Below are 22,811 nucleotides of genomic sequence, written 5' to 3'. Positions count from 1 at the left end.
CACCCGGGTGCCTATGTGACGCCGCGTTCGAAGCAGGGGGAGTCGTGGGGATACGCCATGTCCGCAGAGCGGCTGTGAGCCGGTCACGCACTGGGAGGCGCTGGCTCGCCGGCGCGGCGGCGGCGGTGATCCTGGCGAGCCCGCTCGCCACCCCGCCGACCGACGCCTGGGCGGCCGGGGCCGTGCCGAAGAAGGGCAGGATCTGGACGCCGCCCGACACCCCGCTCGGCGCCGGCACCACGTCCGTCACCGGCCACGACCTCGTCCCCGAGAAGCTGCCCCCGGCGCCCGCCCGCCCCGCCGCAGCCCCGGCCCCCGTCGCCCCGGTCAGGACCGGCTCGGCCAAGGTCGTCCTCGGCATCGACGGCCCGGAGGCCGCCGCCGCCCGCAAGGCCACCGGCGGCGCCGCCCCGGCCTCCGACGGCACCGCGCCCGCCCGCGCCGGGGACCTCCCCGTCGCCCTGTTGGCCGAGGACGGCGCCGGACTCGGCGCCCGCGAGGTCGCCGTCGAGGTCACCGGCCAGGACAAGGGCCGCGCCGCCGGCGTCGACGCCCCGCTGATCACCCTCACCGACGCCCAGCGGCCCGACGCCCGCGGCGGACGCCAGGCCAAGGTCACCCTCGACCTCGACGGCCTGCGGACCGGCCCCTGGGCCGACCGCGTCCACGTCGTCGCCCTGCCCGGCTGCGCGCTGACCACCCCCGACAGGGCCGAGTGCCGCACCCGCACCGAACTGCCCGCCGTCGCGGACCCGCAGCACGCCAGCATCACCGCCGACGTCACCCTCCCCGCCGCGACCGGCGCGACCGGCGCCCCGGCCGCCGCCAAGTCCCTGTCCGCGCCCGCCGATTCGCCCTCCGGCGGTGGCGGCGGTGGCGGTGGCGGCGTGGTCATCGCCGCCGTCACCGGCGCCGGCGGCTCGGGCGGCAGCTACGCGGCCACGCCGCTCGCCCCGTCCATGGCCTGGACCTCCGGCGGCAACACCGGCAACTTCGGCTACGGCTACCCGATCACCCTGCCCCCGAGCGTCGGCGGCACCTCCCCGACCGTCGCCCTCTCGTACAACTCCGCCGCCGTGGACGGCCGCACCTCCGCCACCAACTCCCAGTCCTCCTGGGTCGGCGACGGCTGGGGCTACGAGCCCGGCTACATCGAGCGCTCGTACCGCTCCTGCGACAAGGCCGGCATCCCCGGCTCCGGCGACCTCTGCTGGGGCGGCCAGAACGCCACCCTCGCCCTCGGCGGCCACTCCGGCACCCTGGTGCGCGACGACAAGAGCGGCGCCTGGCACCTGCAGAGCGACGACGGCTCCACCATCGAGCAGCTGAGCGGCGCCCAGAACGGCCAGCGCGGCGGCGAGCACTGGCGGGTGACCACCACCGACGGCGTCCAGTACTACTTCGGCCTCGGCCACCTGCCCGGTGGCGACAGCAGCGACCCGGCCTCCGGCTCCACCCTCGGCGTCCCGGTCTACTCACCCACCAGCGGCGACCCCTGCTACGACCCCGCCAAGGGCGCCGCCGCCTGGTGCACCCTGCCCTGGCGCTGGCAGCTCGACTACGTCGTCGACCCCCACCAGAACCTGGTCACCTACCGCTACGCGGCCGAGGACAACTACTACAACCGCGGCGGAGGCCAGAACAAGGGCTCCAACACCCCGGAGAAGTACCAGCGCGCCGGCCGCCTGCTGAGCATCGGCTACGGCAACCGGCTGCCCGAGCAGCTCGCCGCCAAGGGCGCGCTCCCCGCGCCCTCCACCGTCGAGTTCGGGACGGCCGAACGCTGCCTGCCCAGCGACACCTTCGACTGCGCCGAGAACAAGCGCACCACCGACAACGCCGCCAACTGGCCCGACGTCCCGCTCGACCAGGTCTGCGCCGCGAGCGGCACCTGCGCCAACACCAGCCCGACCTTCTTCTCCACCAAGCGGCTGACCTCGATCACCACCGGCGTCCGCTCCGGCAACTCCCCGGTCACCGTGGACACCTGGAAGCTCGACCAGTCCTTCTACGACCCGGGCGACGGCACCGCCAAGACCCTCTGGCTCGACTCGATCACCCGCACCGGCAGCAACGGCCGCGGCGACACCCCCGTCCCCGCCGTCACCTTCAGCCCGATGCCGATCGCCAACCGCGTCGACGGACTCGTGCCCGCCGCGCCCAAGTTCGTCCGTCCGCGCATCTCGCAGATCACCACCGAGACCGGCGGCCGGGTCGTCGTCGACTACTCCACCGCCGCCTGCTCCCGCGTCGCCGGCCGGATGCCCGCGAGCCCGGACTCCAACTCCATGGCCTGCCAGCCGGTCAAGTGGTACAAGGCCGGCACCGCCGAACCCGTCGACGACTGGTTCGACAAGCCGATGGTCAAGAGCGTCACCGAGCAGGACACCGTCACCGGCCTGACCCTCGTCAAGACCACGGCCTACACCTACGACGGCGGCGCCGCCTGGCACCGCAACGACGCCGAGTTCGCCGACCCCAAGCTGCGCACCTGGGACCAGTTCCGCGGCTTCCAGTCCGTCACCACCACCACCGGCAGCGCCTTCCCCGGCGAGGCCCCCAGGACCCAGTCGAGGGCCACCTACCTGCGCGGCATGGACGGCGACGTCCGCGCCGACGGCACCAAGCGCTCCGTCCGGGTCGCCAACCCGCTCGGCGGCACCGTCACCGACGGCGACTGGCTGGCCGGCAACCTCGTCGCCACCGAGGTCTACGACCGGGCGGGCGGCACCGTCGTCAGCATCAAGGGCGCGGTCTCCTCCGACCAGAAGGACACCGCCACCCACGCGCAGAGCAACGGCATGCCCGACCTCGTCGCCCGCTACCCCGCCGCCACCGTCACCGACCTGACGAAGGAGCGGATCTCCGGCGACACCTGGCGCACCATCACCACCGTCACCACCACCGACCCGGCCATGGGCAACCGCACCGTCCGCGTGGACGACCTCGGCGACGGCACCGCCGCCACCCCCGAGGCCTGCACCGTCCACGAGTACGCCAGGAGCACCCGGCCCAACCTGCTGACCCTCGTGGCCGCCAAGCGCACCCTGTCCGGCCCCTGCACCACCCCGGCCGGCCCCGGCGCCACCCTCTCCGAGGTCCGCACCCTCTTCGACGGCAAGCCCTACGGCCAGGCCGGCGACGCGGGCGACGCCACCTCCTCGCTCGTCCTCGACCGCTACGACGGCGGCAACGCCGTCTACGCCAACACCGGAGCCTCCGGCTTCGACGCCTACGGCCGCGTGGTCTCCACCACCACCTCCGACGGCTCCACCTACGACGCCACCGGCAACGCCGTCGCCCCGGCGACCACCACCCCCGGCACCACCCGCATCGCCTTCACCCCGGCCACCGGCGCCCTCCCCACCTCGGTGGCGACCACCGGCCCGCTCGGCGACGGCTGGACCAGCACCGTCACCCAGGACCCGGGCCGCGGCCAGCCGCTGGTCTCCACCGACGAGAACGGCCGCGCCACCACCCGCCAGTACGACGGCATGGGCCGCCTCACCGCCGTCTGGGCGCCCGACCAGCCCACGAACCAGAACCCCAACCAGCGGTTCACCTACTTCGTCAACGGCGTCACCGGGCCCTCCGGCGTCCTCACCGAGGTGCTGCAGTCCAACGGCCAGGTGTACTCCTCCAAGACGGAGCTGTACGACGGCCTCGGCCGCGTCCGCCAGACCCAGCGCACCTCGCCCGCCCTGCCGACCGGCCGCCTGATCACCGACACCGTCTACGACTCGCACGGCTGGACGGTCAAGACCTCCGGCGAGTACTACGAGGAGAAGAGCCTGCCCAACCGCACGGTCTTCGTGCCGGGGAACGACTCCCAGGTGCCCGCCCAGACCTGGACCACCTACGACGGCATCGGCCGGCCCGTCCGCGCCGAGTTCCGCTCCTACGCCAACCCCCAGTGGGCCACCACCACGGCCTACCCGTCCCCCGGCCGCACCGACACCACCCCGCCGGACGGCAGCCGGCCGACCACCCGGATCACCGACGCGCGAGGCCGCCTCACCGCCATGTGGCAGTACCGCACGGCCACGCCCACCGGCAACCCGGCCGACGCCGAGGTGACCACCCTCGCCTACACCCCGGCCGGGCAGCTCGCCGGCCGCACCGACCAGGCCGGCAACACCTGGACGTACCGCTACGACCTGCGCGGCCGCCAGACCTCGGCCACCGACCCCGACGCAGGCACCAGCAGCGTCCACTACGACGCGGACTCCCGCGCCGACCGCACCACCGACGCCAACGGCGCCGTCCTCAGCACCACCTACGACCTGCTCGGCCGCCGCACCGGCCAGTACCAGGGCGACCCGGTGGCCGCCAACCAGCTCGCCTCCTGGACGTACGACAGCCTGGCCAAGGGCCACCCGACCTCCTCCGCCCGCTACGTCGGCGGGCGGGGCGGCGCGGCCTACACCAAGGCCGTCACCGGCTACGACGCCCAGTACCACGAGCTCGGCACCACCGTCACGATCCCCGGCGCCGAAGGCGCGCTGGCCGGCTCGTACACCACCAGCAACACCTACCAGCCGATCAGCGGCGCCCTCAGCGGCCGCACCCTGCCCGCCGCCGGTGGCCTGCCGGGCGAGACCGTCAGCTACTCGTACACCGACACCGGCCTGCTCACCGGCATGATGAGCGGCGAGACCACCCTCGTCCAGGCCGTCGCGTACGACGGGCTCGGCCGCGCCGTGCGCACCACCGCCGCCGACCTCGGCTACCAGGTGGTCTCGACCCAGGACTGGGACTGGGCCACCGGACGCCTCGTCAACTCCTACCTCGACAAGCAGAGCGGCACCGTGTCCGTCTCGAAGACGAGCTACACCTACACGGCCTCCGGCCGGGTCACCTCCGTGAGCGACCTCCAGGACGCCCGCGCCACCGACACCCAGTGCTACACGTACGACCACCTCGGCCGACTCACCAACGCCTGGACCGACACCGGCGGCGTGAACACCACCGCGGACTGGACGGACAGCGTCGGCGGCAAGCACGGCACCGGCAGCTCCACCACCGTCCCCGGCACCGGCGCCTGCGTCAACGCCACCGGCCCCGGCACCACCGGGCCCGGCACCCGCACCGTCGGCGGCCCCACCCCGTACTGGCAGAGCTACGGCTACGACGCCACCGGCAACCGCACCAGCCTGACCGCGCACGACGTCAACGGCGTCGCCGCCAACGACGTCACCACGACGCAGACCTTCGGCGCCGCCGGACGCGTCAACACCGCGACCAACGGCCAGGGCACCGGCGGCCCGCACGCCCTGCTCACCGCCACCACCACCGCCCCCGGCGGCACCAGCACCAGTACCTTCCGCTACGACGCCAAGGGCAACACCACCGCCGTCACCGACCAGGGCGGCACCACCACCCTCGGCTGGAACAGTGAGGGCAAGCTCGCCTCCACCGGCCGCACCGGCCCGCCCACCACCACCTACCTCTACGACGCGGACGGCAACCAGCTCATCCGCAAGGACCCGGGCAGCACCAGCCTGCTCCTGGCCACCGACGAACTCACCCTCGACACCAGCAGGCCCAACGGCTCCGTCGTCAACGCCCGTACGTACAGCGCCCCCGGCGGCCTCGGCCTCACCCGGGTCACCGCCCCCGGCGGCGGCAAGCTCTACGTCCAGGCCGCCGACACGCACGGCACCAACGCCGTCCAGATCTCCTGCGACCCCGCCCAGACCGTCACCCGCCGCCCCACCGACCCCTTCGGCGCCCCCCGCGGCACCCAGCCGAGCGCCTCCGCCTGGGCCGGGACCAAGGGCTTCGTCGGCGGCGCGATCGACTACGCCAACGGCCTGACCTCCATCGGCGCCCGCCAGTACGACCCGCTCCACGGCCGCTTCGTCAGCGCCGACCCGCTGCTCTCGGACCACGACCCGCAGCAGTGGAACGCCTACGCGTACAGCAACAACGACCCCGTCAACCTCTCCGACCCCACCGGCAAGCGCCCCGGCGGCCCCGAGGACCCGTACGAGCCCCCGGGCGCCACCCACGGACCGGCGGGCTACTGCGTCACCATCCAGTGCGCCCAGGGGACTTCGTCCCCGTCCTACTGGGCCAACCCGGAAGCCCTCGGCGGCCACCACTACGGCGTGCCCGCGGACCCGGGCCCCGTCACGGAGAAGCTCGGGCGGATCATCCGGCCCCGCGCCAGCCAGAAGCCCAGCGACTTCCTCGACGACAACCCGTTCCACCCGAGGAACAACGACAACGGCTCGAACTACTCGGCCAACCTCCTCGCGCTGGCGAACGACACCGGCTGCGAGCGCAAGGAACTCCAGGTCGTCTGCTACGGCTACTCGCCCGGCGGCACCCAGCCGATGACCATCGGCGACGTCCTCTTCTACCCCGACTCGTACACCGACCTCGACAACCAGCTGAACAACGAGGCCGGCCACAACCGGAAGGTCGACGCCGAACTCGGCGAGGGGGCCTCCAAGAAGTTCGGCCGCAACCTCCTCGGCCACGAGGCCATCCACTCCGACCAGTGGGCCCAGTACCGCAACGCGGCCGACTTCCTCGTCGACTACGGGGCGCAGTCCGCCTTCTCCTGGGGCAGGGCCAAGAACCAGAACCCGGCCTGGCTCAACTCCTTCGAAGTGGGCGCCAACCTCTACTGGGGCGGCTACCTCGACGCCCTCAAACCCGGGGAGGCACCGGTCGACGGCCACCTGCCCAAGCTGACCTGGATGTGGTCCAAGTCGGACATCCAGGACTTCACCAAGAAACTGACCGACGGCGCGGGGGAGGCATGGCACAAGATGACCTCGTGCCACACCTTCCAGCCCCTCCTCCCCTTCTACGCATGCTGACCCGCCGCCACCTCCCCCTCCTCGGGATCGCCGGCCTGCTCGCCGCCACCACGGCGGCCTGCACGCCGGCCCCCGAGCCCACCCTCGGCCTCCAGCGCGACGGCTCCGGCTACGCCGTCGTCGTCCCGCTCTGCCCCAAGGGCTCGGTGAACACCGTCAGCGTCTCCACGAAGATCGACGGCCGCCTCCTGTCCTGGGACGTCCACTCCGGCCCCACCCCCGACCGCACCGACCGCTTCCCCCTGTTCACCACCCCCACCGGCTGGACCGCCCGCGAGTCCACCCTGACCGCCCTCGCCCCCGACACCACCTACTACGTCTACGCCTACGCCCAGGAGAACACCAAGGACTCCGACCTCAGCTTCACCCTCGCCGACCTCCAGTCCCTCCCCGACGACGAGGTCCTCACCCTCAAGGGCGCCCACGTCAAGGCCCCCAAGTTCCGCTCCACCGCCCTCAAACTCTGCTGACCCACCCCCCACCACACACCGAAAGGGCCCGCCCCGCCGAATCCGGCGGAGCGGGCCCTTCCCGCTGTGTTCAGAGCTCAGAGCTCCCCGTGCTCAGGACCGGGGCGGCCCCGGCACCACGGCCGTCCGCAGCGACGGCGCGTCCCACCGCTGGTTCGACCCGCCCCCGCAGTCCCACAGCGCCACGCGCGTCCCGTTGACCGTCTGCCCGAACGGAAGGTCCGCGAACGGCCCGGCGGCGACCGGCGGAAAGCCGAGCGTCGGCGGCCCGGCCCCGTACTGGCAGCAGTACGAGTACGACCTGATCGGCAACCGCACCAAGCTGGTCCAGAAGGACGTCAACGGCGACACCAACAAGGACGTCACCACCACCCAGACGTTCGGCGGCGGCCCCAACACCCCGTCCACCGACCCGAAGACGGGCGGCGGCACCGGCGGGCCGCACGCGCTGATCAAGTCCACCCAGACCGGCCCGGCCGGCACGGCGGTGACTTCCTACGCGTACGACGCGGCGGGCAACACCACCGCGATCACCGACACCCCGGGCACCCGCAACCTCACCTGGAACGCCCAGGGCAAGCTCGACCAGATCACCGGAACCAGTCAGAGCGGCGCCACCAACTACCTGTACGACGTCGCCGGCAACCAGCTGATCCGCCGCGACCCCGGCAAGACCACCCTCAACCTCGGCGCCGACCAGCTCACCCTGGACACGGCATCCGGAGCCGTCACCAACGTCCGCAGCTACGGTGCACCTGACGGCCTCTCCGTCACCCGCACGACCATCAACGGCACCTCCACCCTCGCCTACCAGGGCGCCGACCCGCACGGCACCAACGGCGTCCAGTTCGACGCCTCCACCCTGGCCCACGTCCGCCGCCCCACCGACCCCTTCGGCAACGAACGCGGAGCCCAGCCCGCACCGGGCGTCTGGGCCGGTGACAAGGGCTTCGTCGGCGGCACCAAGGAGAAGGCCACCGGCTTCACCCTCCTGGGCGCGCGAGAGTACGACCCCAAGACGGGCCGCTTCATCAGCCCGGACCCCATCACCGTTGCCGGCGATCCCCAGCAGTGGAACGCCTACGCGTACGCGAACAACAGTCCCATCAACAAGTCCGACGCCAATGGGCTCCGCGTCGACTGCAACCAGGGCCCGGGCGGGGACTGCCAGGGCTGGGTCACGTCCTCGCAAGGTGAGACCTACCAGGCCGTCATCGTCGAGAAGCCCAGCGCGGACGACCAGAAGAACCGCCGCGATGCCGAAATGGCCCAGGCGGAGCTCAACGAGGCCAAGCACAAGCGTGACCAGCTCAAGGACAAGGTCATCGACCTCGTCGGCGATCTGATCGGCTACAACGACGCCCGCGACTGCTTCACCAAGGGCGATGTGATGGGCTGCATCAACACCGCCCTCAACTTCGTGCCCTGGGGCAAGCTCGCCAAGGGCATCAAGATCGGCATCAAGCTCATCGGCCTCGCCGAGGACCTGGAAAAGGCCTACAGCGCGATCAGGGCTGCCGAACGCATTGCAGCCAAGGCCATGTCCAAGGTGGTCCCGCTGAAGGCGGCTGGGAAGGAAGCCAAAGCCGCCGAACGAGCAGCAGTCAAATCAGCGGAAGAAAAGGCCGCCAAGGAAACAGTCACCGACGCGGCAGGAACAGAATCCAAAGTCGCCAGGGAAGCTGACGACTCCGTAGGCGCCTCCTGCCCCCGCGTCGTCAAGACCAACAGCTTCCCTGCGGGTACGCAGGTCCTGCTAGGCGACGGCACCTTGAAGCCGATCGAAGACATTCACGAGGGCGACGTCGTCATGGCGACAGACCCCCAGACCGGCGAGACCCATCCCGAACCCGTCACCGCCACCATCACCACCCCAGACGACAAGGACTTCACCGACCTCACCCTCACCGACGACGCCAACCCCCGCGGCCCGCCCGCCGCCGACCAGCCCAAGATCACCTCAACCCAGCACCACCCCTACTGGAGCGAGACCCGCCAGCAGTGGGTAGACGCCGGAGACCTCATCCCTGGCGAACACCTCCGCAAGCCCGACGGCACGACCCTCACCGTTCAGTCCGTCCGCAACTACCCCCACGCCGTCACCACTTACAACCTCACCGTCAACCTCCTTCACACGTACTACGTGTCCTCCAGGGCCGGGTTTGTCCTCGTGCACAATAGGGATCTCCTTGAGTGTGATCTCCGGGCATACACGGATCTGAGTAGGCTTGCTCCAGGGAAGAATGAGGGCGCCGCGAGTATCCTGTTGACACCTTCGGGTAATACATATTTTGATATCAGCGCCAGGAGGTCTGGTGAGACCCTGAGAAGCTTCCCGCTGCCGCTGCGTCAAGTTATTGAACAAACTGGCCATCATGGGGGGTGTGCCGAAATCGGCTGCATTGCCCAGGCAATGGAATCGGGTGATCTGGTGCGTGGGGCTAGTAGTCTGGCCATGCTTCGAAAGCCATTTGATCATGCGCGATACAGGGATTTGCTGCCAGCTTGCCCGTCGTGTCAGGCGGTAATGTCTAGGCTTCGAATAGCCGACCTATTTGAAGGGTGATGTAAATGGGGAGTCTGCTCAAGCGCCTATCCTCTGTTCGGTGGGGTGAGCTTTCCGATTCCACTGGTTCGGCGGTTGCGGTTCCAGCGTTGCTTTCTAAGGCGGCGTGGTCGGGTGGGCGTGATGCGCGAAACGCTATTGATCAGCTGGCGGATCGGGTATGTGAATTGGGATTCGTTCTCACGGAAGCCACTGCCAGTGTGGTTCCTTTCCTTGTGGAGTTGGCTGCTGCTCCGGAAGTCAGTTGCCGGTCTGAGGCGCTGGAACTCGTTGCTGCCATAAATTCTGCCCGGCAATGGTCGGATGCTGCTGCTGCCGCCGCGCCGCAGTATCGCTCGTCCTATGATGTGAAGGTTTCTTGGGAGGAGGATTCTCGAGCTGCTATAGCGGCATCGAAAGGCGCTATTGAATCACTTTCCCGAGATGCCGATGAAAATATTGCCCACATTGCCTGTCGATTGCTTAATTCTTTGGATGGCTATTCGAGGGCGGGTTAGTTGACTTCTTTCTGTCTGGGCTTCTCCTTGCCACTCCCTTGGGTGGTGTCGCCGAGGGTCGAATCGGTGCCGTGTCGCGCTGCGTCGTCGGGCCGTCACGCGGGTAGGACTGGGGGCGTCGTGAATCGGGTGTTGCCGAGAGATCGCGGGAGCCGTGTGTGGGTGCTTACCTCGACCGTGACGGAGTCGACGGGCTGACGGTGCCGGCGCAGGATGCGCCGCCGCCTCCGCCGGAGTTGGTGGCGTTGGCGCGGGCGCACGGGGTGGATACGGGGTATCCGGGGGCCGACGGGCGGTGCGTGGGGGCGCGGACGCTGGTGGCGGTGCTCGGGGCGTTGGGGGTGGCGGCCGGGTCGGCGGGGGAGGTGCGGGAGGCGCTGGAGCGTCACCGGGCCGAGCAGCGGGGGAGGTTGCTGCCGCCGTGCGTGGTGGTGCGGCAGGGGCGGCGGACGGCGCTGGACGTTCCGGCGGACGCTCGGCTGGAGATCGAGCTGGAGGGCGGCGGGGTCTGGGAGCTGCCGAGGGGTCACGCGCACTGGCTGCCGGGGGACTTGCCGCTGGGGCGGCACAGGTTGAAGGCCGGCGACGCGGAGGCGGTGCTGATCGTCGCCCCCGAGAGGCTGCCCCAACTGCCGGGCAGGAGCTGGGGGTTCCTGGCGCAGCTGTACTCCGTCCTCTCCGAGCGGTCGTGGGGGATGGGCGACCTCGGGGACCTCACGGAGCTGGTCCAGTGGGCGGGCGCGGACCTCGGCGCCGGGTTCGTGCAGATCAACCCCCTCCACCAGGCGCTGCCCGCGACGCCCACCGACCCGTCCCCGTACCGGCCCTCGTCGCGCCGCTTCGCGGACCCGGTGCACCTGCGGATCGAGGCCGTCCCCGAGTTCGCCTACGCGAGCCGCGAGCAGACGGAGGAGTTGCAGGGGCGGGCGAAGCGGCTGAGGGAGGAGGTCCTCGCCCACGACGGCCTGATCGACCGCGACGCGGTGTGGGCGCTGAAGCGGGAGGCGTTGAGCATCCTCCACGACGTCCCCCGCGCCCCCGGCCGCCAGGCCGCGTACGAGGCGTACCAGCGCCGCGAGGGCGAGTGGTTGCGCCGCCACGCGCTCTGGAACGCCCTCGCCGAGGAGCACGGCACGGACTGGCACCACTGGCCGAAGGGCCTGCGCCACCCCGAGGGCCCGCAGGTCGAGCGGGCGGAGAAGGAACTGGGCGAGCAGGCGGAGTTCCACCGCTGGCTGGCCTGGCAGGTCGATCAGCAGCTCACCCAGGCGCAACAGGCCGCAACCACGGCGGGCATGCCCGTCGGCCTCATCCACGACCTCGCGGTCGGCGTCCACCCCGACGGCGCCGACGCCTGGGCCCTCCAGGACGTCCTCGCCGCCGGCATCTCCACCGGCGCCCCGCCCGACGCCTTCAACGCCCACGGCCAGGACTGGGGTCTGCCGCCCTGGCGCCCGGACGCCCTCGCCGCGGCCGGTTACGCCCCGTACGCGGAGCTGCTCCGTGCGGCGATGAGGCACGCGGGCGCGATCCGCATCGACCACGTCATGGGCCTCTTCCGCCTCTGGTGGGTCCCGGAGGGCCACGCCCCGACCGAGGGCGCGTACGTCCGCTACGACGCGGAGGCGATGCTCGGCGTCCTCGCCCTGGAGGCCCACCGCGCCGGTACGGCCGTCATCGGCGAGGACCTCGGCACCGTCGAGCCCGGGGTGAGGGAGGAACTGGAGAGCAGGGGGATCCTCGGCACCTCCGTCCTCTGGTTCGAACGCGACTGGCGCCAGGACGGCCGGATCCTCCCCCCGGACCGCTGGCGCACGCAGTGCCTGGCCACCCTCACCACCCACGACCTGCCCAGCACCGCCGCCCGCCTCTCCGGCGAGCACGTGGAGCTGCGCCACCGCCTGGGCCTGCTGGCCCGCCCGCTCCCCGAGGAGCAGGAGGAGGCGGCGCAGGAGCTCGCGGACTGGAAGCAGGAACTGGCCCGGCTCGGCCTGCTGAAACCCGGCGAGCCCCTGACCGCCCAGGCCCTCTACGCCTTCCTCCACCGCACCCCGGCCGAGCTGGTCGGCGTCTGGCTCCCGGACCTGGTCGGCGACCCGCGCCCCCAGAACCTTCCGGGCACCTGGGACCAGTACCCGAACTGGCGCCTGCCGGTCGCCGACGGCGCCGGCATCCCCGTGACCCTGGAACGCCTGGTCACCGGCGCCGTCATCCCCACCCCGACGCGCGCTGTCCCATAAGTGCCGGGTAAGTTGGAACGGTGGACAAGAGGAACGCTTTGCGAGCCGGCGCGGTCTCCGCAACGGTCACGCTGATGATGCTGCTGTCGTCGCCCGCCATGGCCCTCACCCGGGATGACGGCGACCAACCGGGTTCCGGCCTGAGCGTGGGCCAGACCATCGGCCTGTACGTGCTGATCCCGATCGCGGCTTTCGTGATCATCGCCGCCCTCGCGGGCCTGCCGTACGGCAAGGGCAAGAAGAAGTAGTCCACCCAGGACGAGCAGGACATGCAGGACTCGCAGGACTAGCAGGACTCGCAAGACGCGCAAGAACCCGAAGGGGCGCCGAACGGCCGAAGCCGTCCGGCGCCCCTTCAGGCATTCCTCACGAAGAGGCCGCCCGGTCCACCGCCTGCGCCTTCAGCGCCCGCTCGATCCCGGCCCGCGCCTCGATGACCTGCCGGCGCAGCGACGGCGCCGGCTCGGCCGAGGCCAGCCACGCGTCCGTCGCCGCCAGCGTCGCCTCCGACACGTTCGTCCCCGGGTACAGCCCGACGATGATCTGGTTGGCGATCTCGTGGCTGCGGTCCTCCCAGACCTCCTTCACCACGGCGAAGTACTTCTCCCCGTACGGCTCCAGGAGCTCCCGCTGGTCCGCCTGCTGGAAGCCGACGATCACGGCCTCCTGCACGTAGTTCGTCAGCTCGTCCGACTCCACCACCGAGGCCCAGGCCTCCGCCTTGGCCTCCGCGGTCGGCCGCGCCGCCCGGCAGGTGGCCGCGTACTCCTGGCCGGCGGCGGTGTTGTCCCGCTCCAGTTCGGCCGCGACGGCGGCTTCGTCGGCGCGACCGGTGGCGGCCAGCCGCACCAGCAGCGTCCAGCGCAGCTCGGTGTCCACGGCCAGGCCCTCGATCTCGACCGAGCCGTCCAGCAGCCCCGCCAGCAGGCCGAGCTGCCCGTCCGTCCGCGCGACGGAGGCGAGCGTACGGGCCCAGGCGAGCTGGAGGTCGCTGCCCCCCTCGGCGGCGCGCAGGAACTCCTCGGCGGCGGCGGCCCAGCGCTGCAGGCCCTCCTCCCGCCAGGCCGGGTCGGCGTACGCGTCGAGGGCGAGCTTGACCTGCCGCTGCACGGACTGGACGACGCCGATGTCCGTCTCCCGCTCGAGGCCGGAGAGAGCGAGCGCCAGGTAGTCGCGGGCGGCCAGCTCGCCGTCGCGGGTCATGTCCCAGGCGGAGGCCCAGCACAGCGCGCGCGGCAGCGACTCGGTGAAGCCGCCGAGGTGCTCGGTGACGACGGCCAGCGAGTCCTCGTCGAGGCGGATCTTGGCGTACGACAGGTCGTCGTCGTTGAGCAGCACGACGGCCGGCCGGTGGCGCCCGACGAGCTGCGGCACCTCGGTGCGCTCCCCGTCGACGTCCAGCTCGATCCGCTCGACCCGCACCAGCGAGCTGCCCGACCCGTCCGAGCCCTCCACCAGCTCGTACAGGCCGATCGCGATCCGGTGCGGCCGCAGCACGGCCTCGCCCTTGGCCCCGGCGGGCAGGGCCGGCGCCTCCTGCAGCACGGCGAAGGACTCGATCTCGCCGTCCGTGTTCAGCACGATCGACGGGCGCAGCACGTTGATGCCGGCCGTCTCCAGCCAGGCCTGCGACCAGGCCTTGAGGTCGCGCCCGCTGGCCTCCTCCAGCGCCCCGAGGAGGTCGCTGAGCCGGGTGTTGCCCCAGGCGTGGCGCTTGAAGTACGCCCGTACGCCCTGGAAGAAGGCGTCCTGGCCGACGTAGGCGACCAGCTGCTTGAGCACCGAGGCGCCCTTGGCGTAGGTGATGCCGTCGAAGTTGACCTGGACGTCCTCCAGGTCGTTGATCTCCGCCATGATCGGGTGGGTGGAGGGCAGTTGGTCCTGCCGGTAGGCCCAGGTCTTCATCTGGTTGGCGAAGGTGGTCCAGGAGTGCGGCCAGCGCGAACCCGGGGCCTCGGCCTGGCAGACGGTCTCGGCGAAGGTCGCGAAGGACTCGTTGAGCCAGAGGTCGTTCCACCACTCCATGGTGACGAGGTCGCCGAACCACATGTGGGCGAGCTCGTGCAGGATCGTCGCGGCGCGGCCCTCGTAGGCGGCGTCGGTGACCTTGGAGCGGAACACGTACTGGTCGCGCAGGGTGACGGCGCCCGCGTTCTCCATCGCGCCGGCGTTGAACTCCGGGACGAAGAGCTGGTCGTACTTGGCGAACGGGTAGGGGAAGTCGAACTTCTCCTGGAAGTAGTCGAAGCCCTGCTTGGTGACCGCGAACACGGCGTCGGCGTCGAGGTACTCGCGCAGCGACGGCCGGCAGTATACGCCGAGCGGCACGCGCTGCTCGCCGTTCTCGTACGTGTCGAAGACGCCGACGTACGGGCCGGCGATCAGCGCGGTGATGTAGGTGGAGATCCGGCCGGTGGGCTCGAACGACCAGACCTGGGTGTCTCCTTCACCGACCGGAGCCGGGACGGGCGTCGGCGAGTTGGAGACCACGACCCAGCCCGTGGGCGCCGTCACGGTGAAGGTGAAGACGGCCTTGAGGTCGGGCTGCTCGAAGTTGGCGAACACCCGCCGGGCGTCCGGTACTTCGAACTGGGTGTAGAGGTAGGTCTCGCCGTCGACCGGGTCGACGAACCGGTGCAGGCCCTCGCCCGTGTTGGTGTAGGCGCAGTCGGCGACGATCCGCAGCTCGTTCTCGGCCGCCAGGCCGGGCAGCGGGATGCGGCTGTCGTCGAAGCTCGCCGGGTCGAGCGAGGCGCCGTTGAGGGTGATCTCCTCGACGCTCGGGGCGACGAGGTCGATGAAGGTGTCCGCGCCGGGCGTGGTGGCGGTGAACCGGACCACGGTGGTGGACCGGAAGGTGCCGCCCTCACGGGCCGTACCCAGGTCGAGGTCGATGTCGTACGAGTCCACGCGCAGGAGGTCGGCCCGGGTGCGGGCCTCCTCGCGGGTCAGGTTGGTGCCGGGCACTGGCTGCACTCCTTCGTCGGGCTGATGCTTGGAATCCCCCGCATCCTCGCATGCCCAACGTTGGGGCCCGCCGAATAATCGCAGGCGGGGCGGGTCCGGGCCCTTCGGCCCGTACCCGCCCCGCCTCTCGCGCACCCGGTGTCACACCGGGGAGCTCAACCCCGCCGTCACTTCTTCCACTTGGTGACGGGCGCGTCCGAGCTGTAGTTGCGGCGGAAGGCGTACACCGAGCCGCCGTCGTCGCCGATCACGTACTCGGCCATGCTCATGCCGATGTCCAGGCCGTTGCCCATGGCCAGCGTCCCCATGTCGCTCATCGACCCGTCGGTGGGCGAGAGGGTGACGAGCCGGGCGGGCTTGTTGTAGCCCTGGCTGACGATCGCGCGCACCTTGCCCTGCTTGTCGGTGCCGGCGACGAGGCGCATGTCGTTGGTCGAGTTGGTGGAGGTGGTCGACCAGATCCGCTTGCCGGTGGTCAGGTCGTAGGCGTTGATGCCCGACTTCCCGCCGCCGACCTGCACGTACATGGTGCTGCCGCTGATGACGTTCTGGGTGAACGCGTCGGAGCGGCCGGACAGGCGCAGGCTGTCGGAGCCGGGCTCCTTGGTGGACATCTGGTTGCCCGGCTTGTTGTCCTTGTCGAACGGCAGGATGTAGTCGCCGTTCGGGCCGCTGGCCATGACCAGGACGAGCGGCTGCTCCTGGATGACCTTGTCGATCCGCTCGATCGAACCGGTCAGCGGGATCTGGCCGCTGACGGCCGAGCCGTTCTCCGAGTTGAGCACCTGGAGCACGGACTTCTGGACGCTGTCGTCGTAGCAGCGGTCGCTGACGGCGATCTGCGCGCCGGCGGCGCGGGCGGTCATGCTGCAGATCTTGGCGCGCGGCGTGTACGTCCAGGCCGCGGCGCCGTTGTCGACGTTCAGGGCGCCGACGGCGCTGCCGGCGTAGGCGACGACCTTGTCGGTGATGCTGAGGGTCGGCGAGGAGAGCTTGTCGGCACCGGCCTTGACCGTCCAGCTGATCTTGCCCTGGGTCAGGTCGACGACGCCCACGGTGGAGCAGTCGTAGTCACCGGTGTTGACGGCGATGGCGCCGAGGTTCTTGGCGTTGGTCCCGTACGACGCGGCGCAGTACTCCTTGCCGCCGGAGGGCACGGGGATGTTCCACGCCTCCTTGCCGTCCGTCAGGTTGAACGCGCGGATGCCGGTGCTGTCGACGCGCACGACGGCCTTGTCCGTGCCCCAGAGCGCGAGCATCTGCGAGCTGGTGTCGGAGTTGGTGCCCTTGGCGGCGTTCCAGGCGACGTTGTACGAGGCGCCGCCGCCCTTGGTGTCGTTGCTCGGGCTGGTGACGGGGCCGGCGTCGGTGCCCGCGGAGGTGGTGGTGCCGCCGGAGGCGTTGTTGTTCGGCGACGGGTCCGGCTTGGGCTGGAGCAGGACGACGAGGCCGATCACGATGGCGATGGCCAGCACGCCGCCGATGATCCCGCCCCAGAGCATGACCGGGTTGCGCTGCTTCGGCGCGGGCGGCACCGGCGCGCCGGGGTAGCCGTAGCCGGGCTGCTGCTGCGGGTACCCGTAGGCGGCGTAGCCCTGCTGGTTGGGGTCCGGGGCGCCGTAGCCGCCGGGCACCGGGTCGTACGGGCCGACCGGCGCGCCCGCGGGCGGCGGGGCCTGGCTGGGGAAGCCGGCGGCGGTGGGCGCGTACGCCGCGTAGTCGGCGCCGGCCGGCGGCTGCGCGGGCGGCGTCGGCGGCTGGGCCGGCGGTGCGGGCGGCTGGGCCGGAGCGCCCTGGCCCGGGACGGCGGCGCCGTCCATCTGCGTCATCTGGTCCGCGACGGCGGCCGGGTCGACCCCCGGCCGGCGGCCGAACGAGACGCCGCGATTGTCCTGCGGGCCGCTGCCGGGCGCGTCGCCCGCGCCCGGCGTGGGCTGATCCCCTGCCATCTGATTCCCCGTCATGTCTGGATTCGTCCCCCTGCCGGTACCGTCCTGGTTCCGGCGGGACGGGTGAGATTGGGCACCATGCTAGTGGTGCGTTCTTTTCGGCCATCGCCAGGCCTCTGCCACCCCCTTCCCTTCACCCCGGCCCCACCCCGCCACCACAGGCGCCCGCCTCGACCAGGACCCCCTAGGCTTCAGAAGTCGAAGGGGACGCCCGGCGGAGGGTTCCCCGCCCTGGGAGGGTGGATCATGTCGACGGACACACCGGGATCGCAGTCGTCCCTGCACCGGGCCAACCTGGAGCGGGTGCTGCGCGCGGTGCGGATGGCCGGCTCGCTGACACAGGCCGAGATCGCCCGGGGCACCGGCCTCTCGGCGGCCACCGTGTCCAACATCGTGCGGGAACTGAAGGAGAGCGGCACCGTCGTGGTCGCCGACACCTCCTCCGGCGGCCGCCGCGCCCGCAGCGTCTCGCTCAGCGGGGACGCGGGCATCGTGGTCGGCATCGACTTCGGCCACACCCACCTGCGGGTGGCCGTCGGCAACCTCGCGCACCGGGTCCTGGCGGAGGAGAGCGCCCCGATCGACGTGGACGTCTCCGCCGCGCAGGGCTTCGACCGGGCGGAGGCCATGGTCGAGCGGCTGCTGGAGCAGGCCGGGTTCCGTCCGGAGAAGGTGATCGGCGTCGGCCTGGGCGTGCCCGGCCCGATCGACGTGGAGACCGGCGCGCTCGGCTCGACCGCGATCCTGCCCGGCTGGACGGGCATCGCCCCGGGCCGGGAGCTGGCCGAGCGGCTCGGGATGCCGGTGCACGTGGACAACGACGCCAACCTGGGCGCCCTCGGCGAGCTGGTCTGGGGCGCGGGCCGGGGGCTGAGCGACCTCGCGTACATCAAGGTGGCCAGCGGCGTGGGCGCCGGCCTGGTGGTCAACGGCCAGATCTACTGCGGCCCGGGCGGTACGGCGGGTGAGATCGGGCACATCACCCTGGACGAGGCGGGCCCGGTCTGCCGCTGCGGCAACCGCGGTTGCCTGGAGACCTTCGTCGGTTCCCGCTACCTGCTGTCCCTGCTCGCCCCGACCCTCGGCCCGGACCTCTCCCTGCCCCGGGTGGTGGAGCTGGCGCACCAGGGGGACCTGGGCTGCCGCCGGGTGATCGCCGACGCCGGCCGCCAGATCGGGACGGGCGTGGCGATGCTGTGCAACCTGCTCAACCCGCGCCGGGTGATCCTCGGCGGGGACCTCGCCGAGGCCGGTGAGCTGGTGCTCGCCCCGATCCGGGACTCGGTGGCCCGCTACGCGATCCCCAGCGCCGCCCGCCAGCTGTCCGTCGTCCCGGGCACCCTGGGCGGCCGGGCGGAGGTGCTCGGGGCGCTGGCCATGGTGATGAGCGAGATGGGGGAGTCCGGCGCCCTCGGCCGGGGCTGAGGCCAGGCCGAGGCCAGGTCGAGGTCAGGCCGAGGTCAGGGCCGGGAGCGGACCGTACACACCCCGTCCATCGAACATCCGTACGTCAATCCAGCTTGACCGCCACCCCCGCCGCGACCTCCGGGAATGGCGGTAACCGAACGACGGCACCGGCCGCGCCGCTCGGCGTCCGGCAAGCGGACACTAGACTCGACCGGTCGGCACCGGCCGGACCGACCGGCCAGCCGCCGGACCGGGCAGCGACGCCCGCCGGACCCCCGCGGTCCGCGAACACTTGAACGAGGAGGAACGGGTGGCCCTGCTGACCCGCATTCGGGGACCGCGCGATCTCGACCGGCTCACGCCCGGACAGCTGGCCGCACTGGCCCAGGAGATCCGGACCTTCCTGGTGACCGAGGTCTCCAAGACGGGCGGCCACCTCGGCCCCAACCTCGGCGTGGTGGAGCTCACCATCGCCCTGCACCGGGTCTTCGACTCCCCGCGCGACCGGATCCTCTTCGACACCGGCCACCAGAGCTACGTCCACAAGCTGCTCACCGGCCGCCAGGACTTCTCCCGGCTGAAGATGAGCGGCGGCCTGTCCGGCTACCCCTCGCGCGCCGAGTCCGAGCACGACGTGATCGAGAACTCGCACGCCTCCACCGTCCTCTCGTACGCCGACGGGCTGGCCAAGGCCAACAGGATCCAGGGCAAGGCCGACCCGGTCGTCGCCGTCATCGGTGACGGCGCGCTCACCGGCGGCATGGCCTGGGAGGCGCTCAACAACATCGCCGACGCCAAGGACCTGCCGGTCGTCATCGTCGTCAACGACAACGAGCGCTCCTACTCGCCGACCATCGGCGGCCTGGCCAACCACCTCGCCACCCTGCGCACCACCCAGGGCTACGAGCGCTTCCTCTCCTGGGGCAAGGACGCCCTCCAGCGCACCCCGGTCGTCGGCCAGCAGCTGTTCGAGACCCTGCACGGCGCCAAGAAGGGCCTCAAGGACTTCATCGCCCCGCAGGGCATGTTCGAGGACCTCGGCCTCAAGTACATCGGCCCGATCGACGGCCACGACCTCACCGCCCTGGAGTCCGCGCTGACCAAGGCGCGCGGCTTCGGCGGCCCGGTGATCGTGCACTGCCTCACCGAGAAGGGCCGCGGCTACCACGCCGCCGAGAACAACGACGAGGACCGCTTCCACGCCGTCGGCGTCATCCACCCGGACACCGGCCTGCCGGTCAAGAACTCGGGCAAGGACTGGACCTCCGTCTTCGGCGAGGAGATGGTCGCCCTCGGCCACGAGCGCGAGGACATCGTCGCGATCACCGCCGCGATGCTCCACCCCGTCGGCCTGGCCCCCTTCGCCAAGGAGTTCCCGGACCGGATCTTCGACGTCGGCATCGCCGAGCAGCACGCCGTCACCAGCGCCGCCGGCCTGGCCACCAACGGCCTGCACCCGGTGTTCGCGGTCTACGCGACGTTCCTCAACCGCGCCTTCGACCAGGTCCTGATGGACGTCGCCCTGCACAAGCTGGGCGTCACCTTCGTCCTCGACCGGGCCGGCGTCACCGGCACGGACGGCGCCTCGCACAACGGCATGTGGGACATGTCCATCCTCCAGGTGATCCCGAGCCTGCGGCTGGCCGCCCCGCGCGACGCCGACCAGGTCCGCGCCCAGCTGCGCGAGGCCGTCCAGGTCGAGGACGCCCCGACGGTGGTCCGCTACTCCAAGGGCACCGTCGGCCCCGCCGTCCCCGCGGTCGGCCGGATCGGCGGCATGGACGTGCTGCGCGCGGCCGAGGAGCCCTCCGGCGCCCACCGCGCCGACGTGCTGGTCGTCTCGGTCGGCGCGATGGCCACCACCAGCCTGGAGGTCGCCGACCTGCTGGCCGCCCAGGGCATCACCGCCACCGTGGTCGACCCGCGCTGGGTCAAGCCCGTCGACGAGGCCCTGCCGGGCCTGGCCGCCGAGCACCGCGTGGTCGTCACCATCGAGGACAACGGCCGCGTCGGCGGCGTCGGCGCCGCCGTGGCCCAGGCCCTGCGCGACGCGGACGTGGACCTGCCGGTGCGCGACTTCGGCATCCCGCAGGAGTTCCTGGACCACGCGAGCCGCGGCGAGATCCTCGCCGAGATCGGCCTCAACGCCCCGGACATCGCCCGCAAGGTGACGGCCCTGGTCGCCAAGCTCGACGCCGCGACCCCGGTCGAGGCCTGAGCCCCGGCCCCGTGAGGCGGCGCTCTGTCACAGAACGCCACCAAACAACCTGACAATCGCACCGAAAGGCGGGACCGGCGCCACCCGCGCCGTTCCCGCCCGGTAGGTTGTCAACCGTGCCGACCACCCCCACCCGCCCCCGCCCCGCCGGGCAGGCCCCGAGCCTGGCCGAGCGCGTCCGTACCCGTGTCCGCCAGGGGTACTGGACCAGGCTGGTGCCGGTCCTCGCACTGGTCGCACTCGCCACCCACATCCCCTCCTTCGCCCGGCCCGTCTGGAGCCCGGACGAGGGCTTCCTGGCGACCCAGGCCCGGATGCTCGCCGACGGCGGCGTCCTCTACGACACCGTGGTCGACCGCAAGCCCCCGCTGCTGCCCTGGCTCTACCAGGCCTGCTTCTGGGTCTTCGGCTCCGCCTCGCTCTGGCCGCTGCGCACCCTGGCCGTCGTCGCCCACCTGGTCACCGCGATCCTGCTGGCCTCGATCGCCCGCGGCCGCTGGGGCAACCGCGCCGGAGCCGGCGCCGGGCTGCTCTACCTGCTGGTCTCCATCGGCCTCTCCCCGGAGGACACCCAGGCGGCGACCTTCGAGGTCTTCATGCTGCCCGCCATGGTGGCCGCCTTCCGCTACGCCGAGCGCCGCCGCTGGCTGGCCGCCGGCATCGCCGTCGCCCTCTGCTCGCTCACCAAGCAGACGGGCGGGGCCGTCCTGCTGCCCGTCCTGTGGATGCTGTTCCAGGACACCCGCCGCCGAGGGGTGCGCTGGCCTTCCGCCCTGTTCAAGATCGCCTTCGGCTTCACCCTGCCGATAGCGCTGGTCGCGGTCATCCTGACCAAGCCCAAGGGCTTCCTCTTCTGGGTGGTGACCGGCAGCGGCGACTACGCGACCTTCGGCGGCGCCTGGCTCCAGATGCTCGGCCGGGCGCTCGGCAACTCGGCCATCCTGGTCGCCGCCGGGCTCGGCTTCCTGTTCCCGGTCGCGCGCCGGCTCTGGCTCAAGCACCGCCACCGCCCGCTGCCCGTGGCCGGCGAGGAGCACGGCTCCACCGGGGACCTCTGGATCTGGCTGCTGTCCTCCGTGGTCGCCGTCAGCGTGGGCTTCCACTTCTTCGGCCACTACTACCTCCAGCTGATGCCCCCGCTGGTCCTGCTGGGCACCGGCGCGGTCGCGACCTCCGCCGTCCGCTGGAGGCCCGTCATCGCGTACACCACGGTCGCCGCCACGGCCTTCTGGGGCCTGGCGCTGGCCTGGCCGGGGGAGCAGCTCAACCGGAACAACGAGGTGGCCGCCGCCGTCGCCGCCCAGACCAGCCCCAAGGACACCGTGCTGGTCTGGGGCATGCACCCCGAGCTGTACTGGCTGGCCGACCGCAAGCCCGCCACCCGCTACCTGACGGCCGGCTTCCTCACCAACTACAGCGGCGGCAAGGACGGCAGCCCCAACGTGGGCGAGCAGTTCAGCGTCTCCAACGCCTGGCAGACCTTCGACAAGGAGCTGGCCAACGGCCTTCCCGAGGTCGTCGTGGACGACTCCGGCATCGCCCCGTACCAGCCGGTCATGGTCCCCCGGATCGAGAACCTGCTGGACACCCACTACGAGATGGTCGGCGTCTTCGCCGACACCGTGGTCTACCGCCTCAAGAAGTGACGAACGCCGGAGCCCCGGTGA

Annotated in this window: 11 protein-coding genes; 9 read left to right on the top strand and 2 right to left on the bottom strand. The window is 71.5% G+C overall.

What is annotated here, in order from left to right:
* Positions 1–74: 74 nt before the first annotated feature.
* The 6 genes from ACIRRS_RS26985 (at position 75) to ACIRRS_RS26960 (ending at position 12,851) form a co-directional block, all read left to right on the top strand.
* Positions 75–6,830 carry an RHS repeat-associated core domain-containing protein gene (locus ACIRRS_RS26985; protein WP_402975762.1) on the top strand — a complete coding sequence of 2,252 codons (6,756 nt, stop codon included), beginning with the start codon at positions 75–77 and terminating at the stop codon, positions 6,828–6,830.
* The gene (locus tag ACIRRS_RS26980) at positions 6,824–7,300 is read left to right on the top strand and encodes a hypothetical protein (RefSeq protein ID WP_402975760.1); all 477 of its coding nucleotides are present in this window, start codon (positions 6,824–6,826) and stop codon (positions 7,298–7,300) included. Before ACIRRS_RS26985 ends, ACIRRS_RS26980 begins: the two co-directional genes overlap by 7 nt.
* A gap of 196 nt (positions 7,301–7,496) precedes the next feature.
* On the top strand, positions 7,497–9,866 hold the full coding sequence (locus tag ACIRRS_RS26975; protein ID WP_402975758.1) for an RHS repeat-associated core domain-containing protein: 2,370 nt from the start codon (positions 7,497–7,499) through the stop codon (positions 9,864–9,866).
* A gap of 5 nt (positions 9,867–9,871) precedes the next feature.
* On the top strand, positions 9,872–10,363 hold the full coding sequence (locus tag ACIRRS_RS26970; protein ID WP_402975756.1) for a hypothetical protein: 492 nt from the start codon (positions 9,872–9,874) through the stop codon (positions 10,361–10,363).
* 200 nt (positions 10,364–10,563) lie between these two features.
* Positions 10,564–12,603, top strand: coding sequence for a 4-alpha-glucanotransferase (gene malQ, locus ACIRRS_RS26965; protein WP_402975799.1), 2,040 nt, complete (start codon positions 10,564–10,566; stop codon positions 12,601–12,603).
* A gap of 20 nt (positions 12,604–12,623) precedes the next feature.
* Complete coding sequence (locus ACIRRS_RS26960; protein WP_402975754.1) at positions 12,624–12,851, top strand: hypothetical protein; 228 nt, start codon at positions 12,624–12,626, stop codon at positions 12,849–12,851.
* 118 nt (positions 12,852–12,969) lie between these two features.
* Here the strand turns inward: ACIRRS_RS26960 and pepN are convergent, their stop codons facing one another.
* On the bottom strand, positions 12,970–15,570 hold the full coding sequence (gene pepN, locus ACIRRS_RS26955) for an aminopeptidase N (protein WP_402975752.1): 2,601 nt from the start codon (positions 15,568–15,570) through the stop codon (positions 12,970–12,972).
* Positions 15,571–15,737: 167 nt separating this feature from the next.
* Positions 15,738–17,519 carry a hypothetical protein gene (locus ACIRRS_RS26950; RefSeq protein WP_402975750.1) on the bottom strand — a complete coding sequence of 594 codons (1,782 nt, stop codon included), beginning with the start codon at positions 17,517–17,519 and terminating at the stop codon, positions 15,738–15,740.
* A 246-nt stretch (positions 17,520–17,765) separates the two neighbouring features.
* On the opposite strand from ACIRRS_RS26950, the gene ACIRRS_RS26945 reads away from it, so the two are divergent.
* The 3 genes from ACIRRS_RS26945 to ACIRRS_RS26935 all read left to right on the top strand — a co-directional run bounded on the left by ACIRRS_RS26945 (position 17,766) and on the right by ACIRRS_RS26935 (position 22,790).
* Positions 17,766–18,944: an ROK family protein gene (locus tag ACIRRS_RS26945; protein WP_402975748.1), complete on the top strand. Its 1,179-nt coding sequence runs from the start codon at positions 17,766–17,768 to the stop codon at positions 18,942–18,944.
* A gap of 292 nt (positions 18,945–19,236) precedes the next feature.
* Positions 19,237–21,144 (top strand): 1-deoxy-D-xylulose-5-phosphate synthase, encoded by a 1,908-nt coding sequence (dxs, locus tag ACIRRS_RS26940; RefSeq protein WP_402975747.1) that lies wholly within the window; start codon positions 19,237–19,239, stop codon positions 21,142–21,144.
* A gap of 116 nt (positions 21,145–21,260) precedes the next feature.
* Entirely contained in the window at positions 21,261–22,790 is a 1,530-nt protein-coding gene (locus ACIRRS_RS26935; protein ID WP_402975746.1) for an ArnT family glycosyltransferase, read from the top strand.
* Positions 22,791–22,811: the final 21 nt, after the last annotated feature.

Origin of the sequence: Kitasatospora sp. NPDC101183, assembly GCF_044767945.1 — a bacterium.
Lineage (GTDB): Bacteria > Actinomycetota > Actinomycetes > Streptomycetales > Streptomycetaceae > Kitasatospora.
Note: the sequence above shows the minus strand (reverse complement) of the source record. Positions and strands in the feature narration are given on the sequence as shown.

Bases quoted from the DNA above. Each gene is read 5' to 3' on its own strand.
- ACIRRS_RS26980 (WP_402975760.1), top strand. From the start codon at position 6,824: ATGCTGACCCGCCGCCACCTCCCCCTCCTCGGGATCGCCGGCCTGCTC.
- ACIRRS_RS26970 (WP_402975756.1), top strand. From the start codon at position 9,872: ATGGGGAGTCTGCTCAAGCGCCTATCCTCTGTTCGGTGGGGTGAGCTT.
- ACIRRS_RS26950 (WP_402975750.1), bottom strand. From the start codon at position 17,519: ATGGCAGGGGATCAGCCCACGCCGGGCGCGGGCGACGCGCCCGGCAGC.
- ACIRRS_RS26945 (WP_402975748.1), top strand. From the start codon at position 17,766: ATGTCGACGGACACACCGGGATCGCAGTCGTCCCTGCACCGGGCCAAC.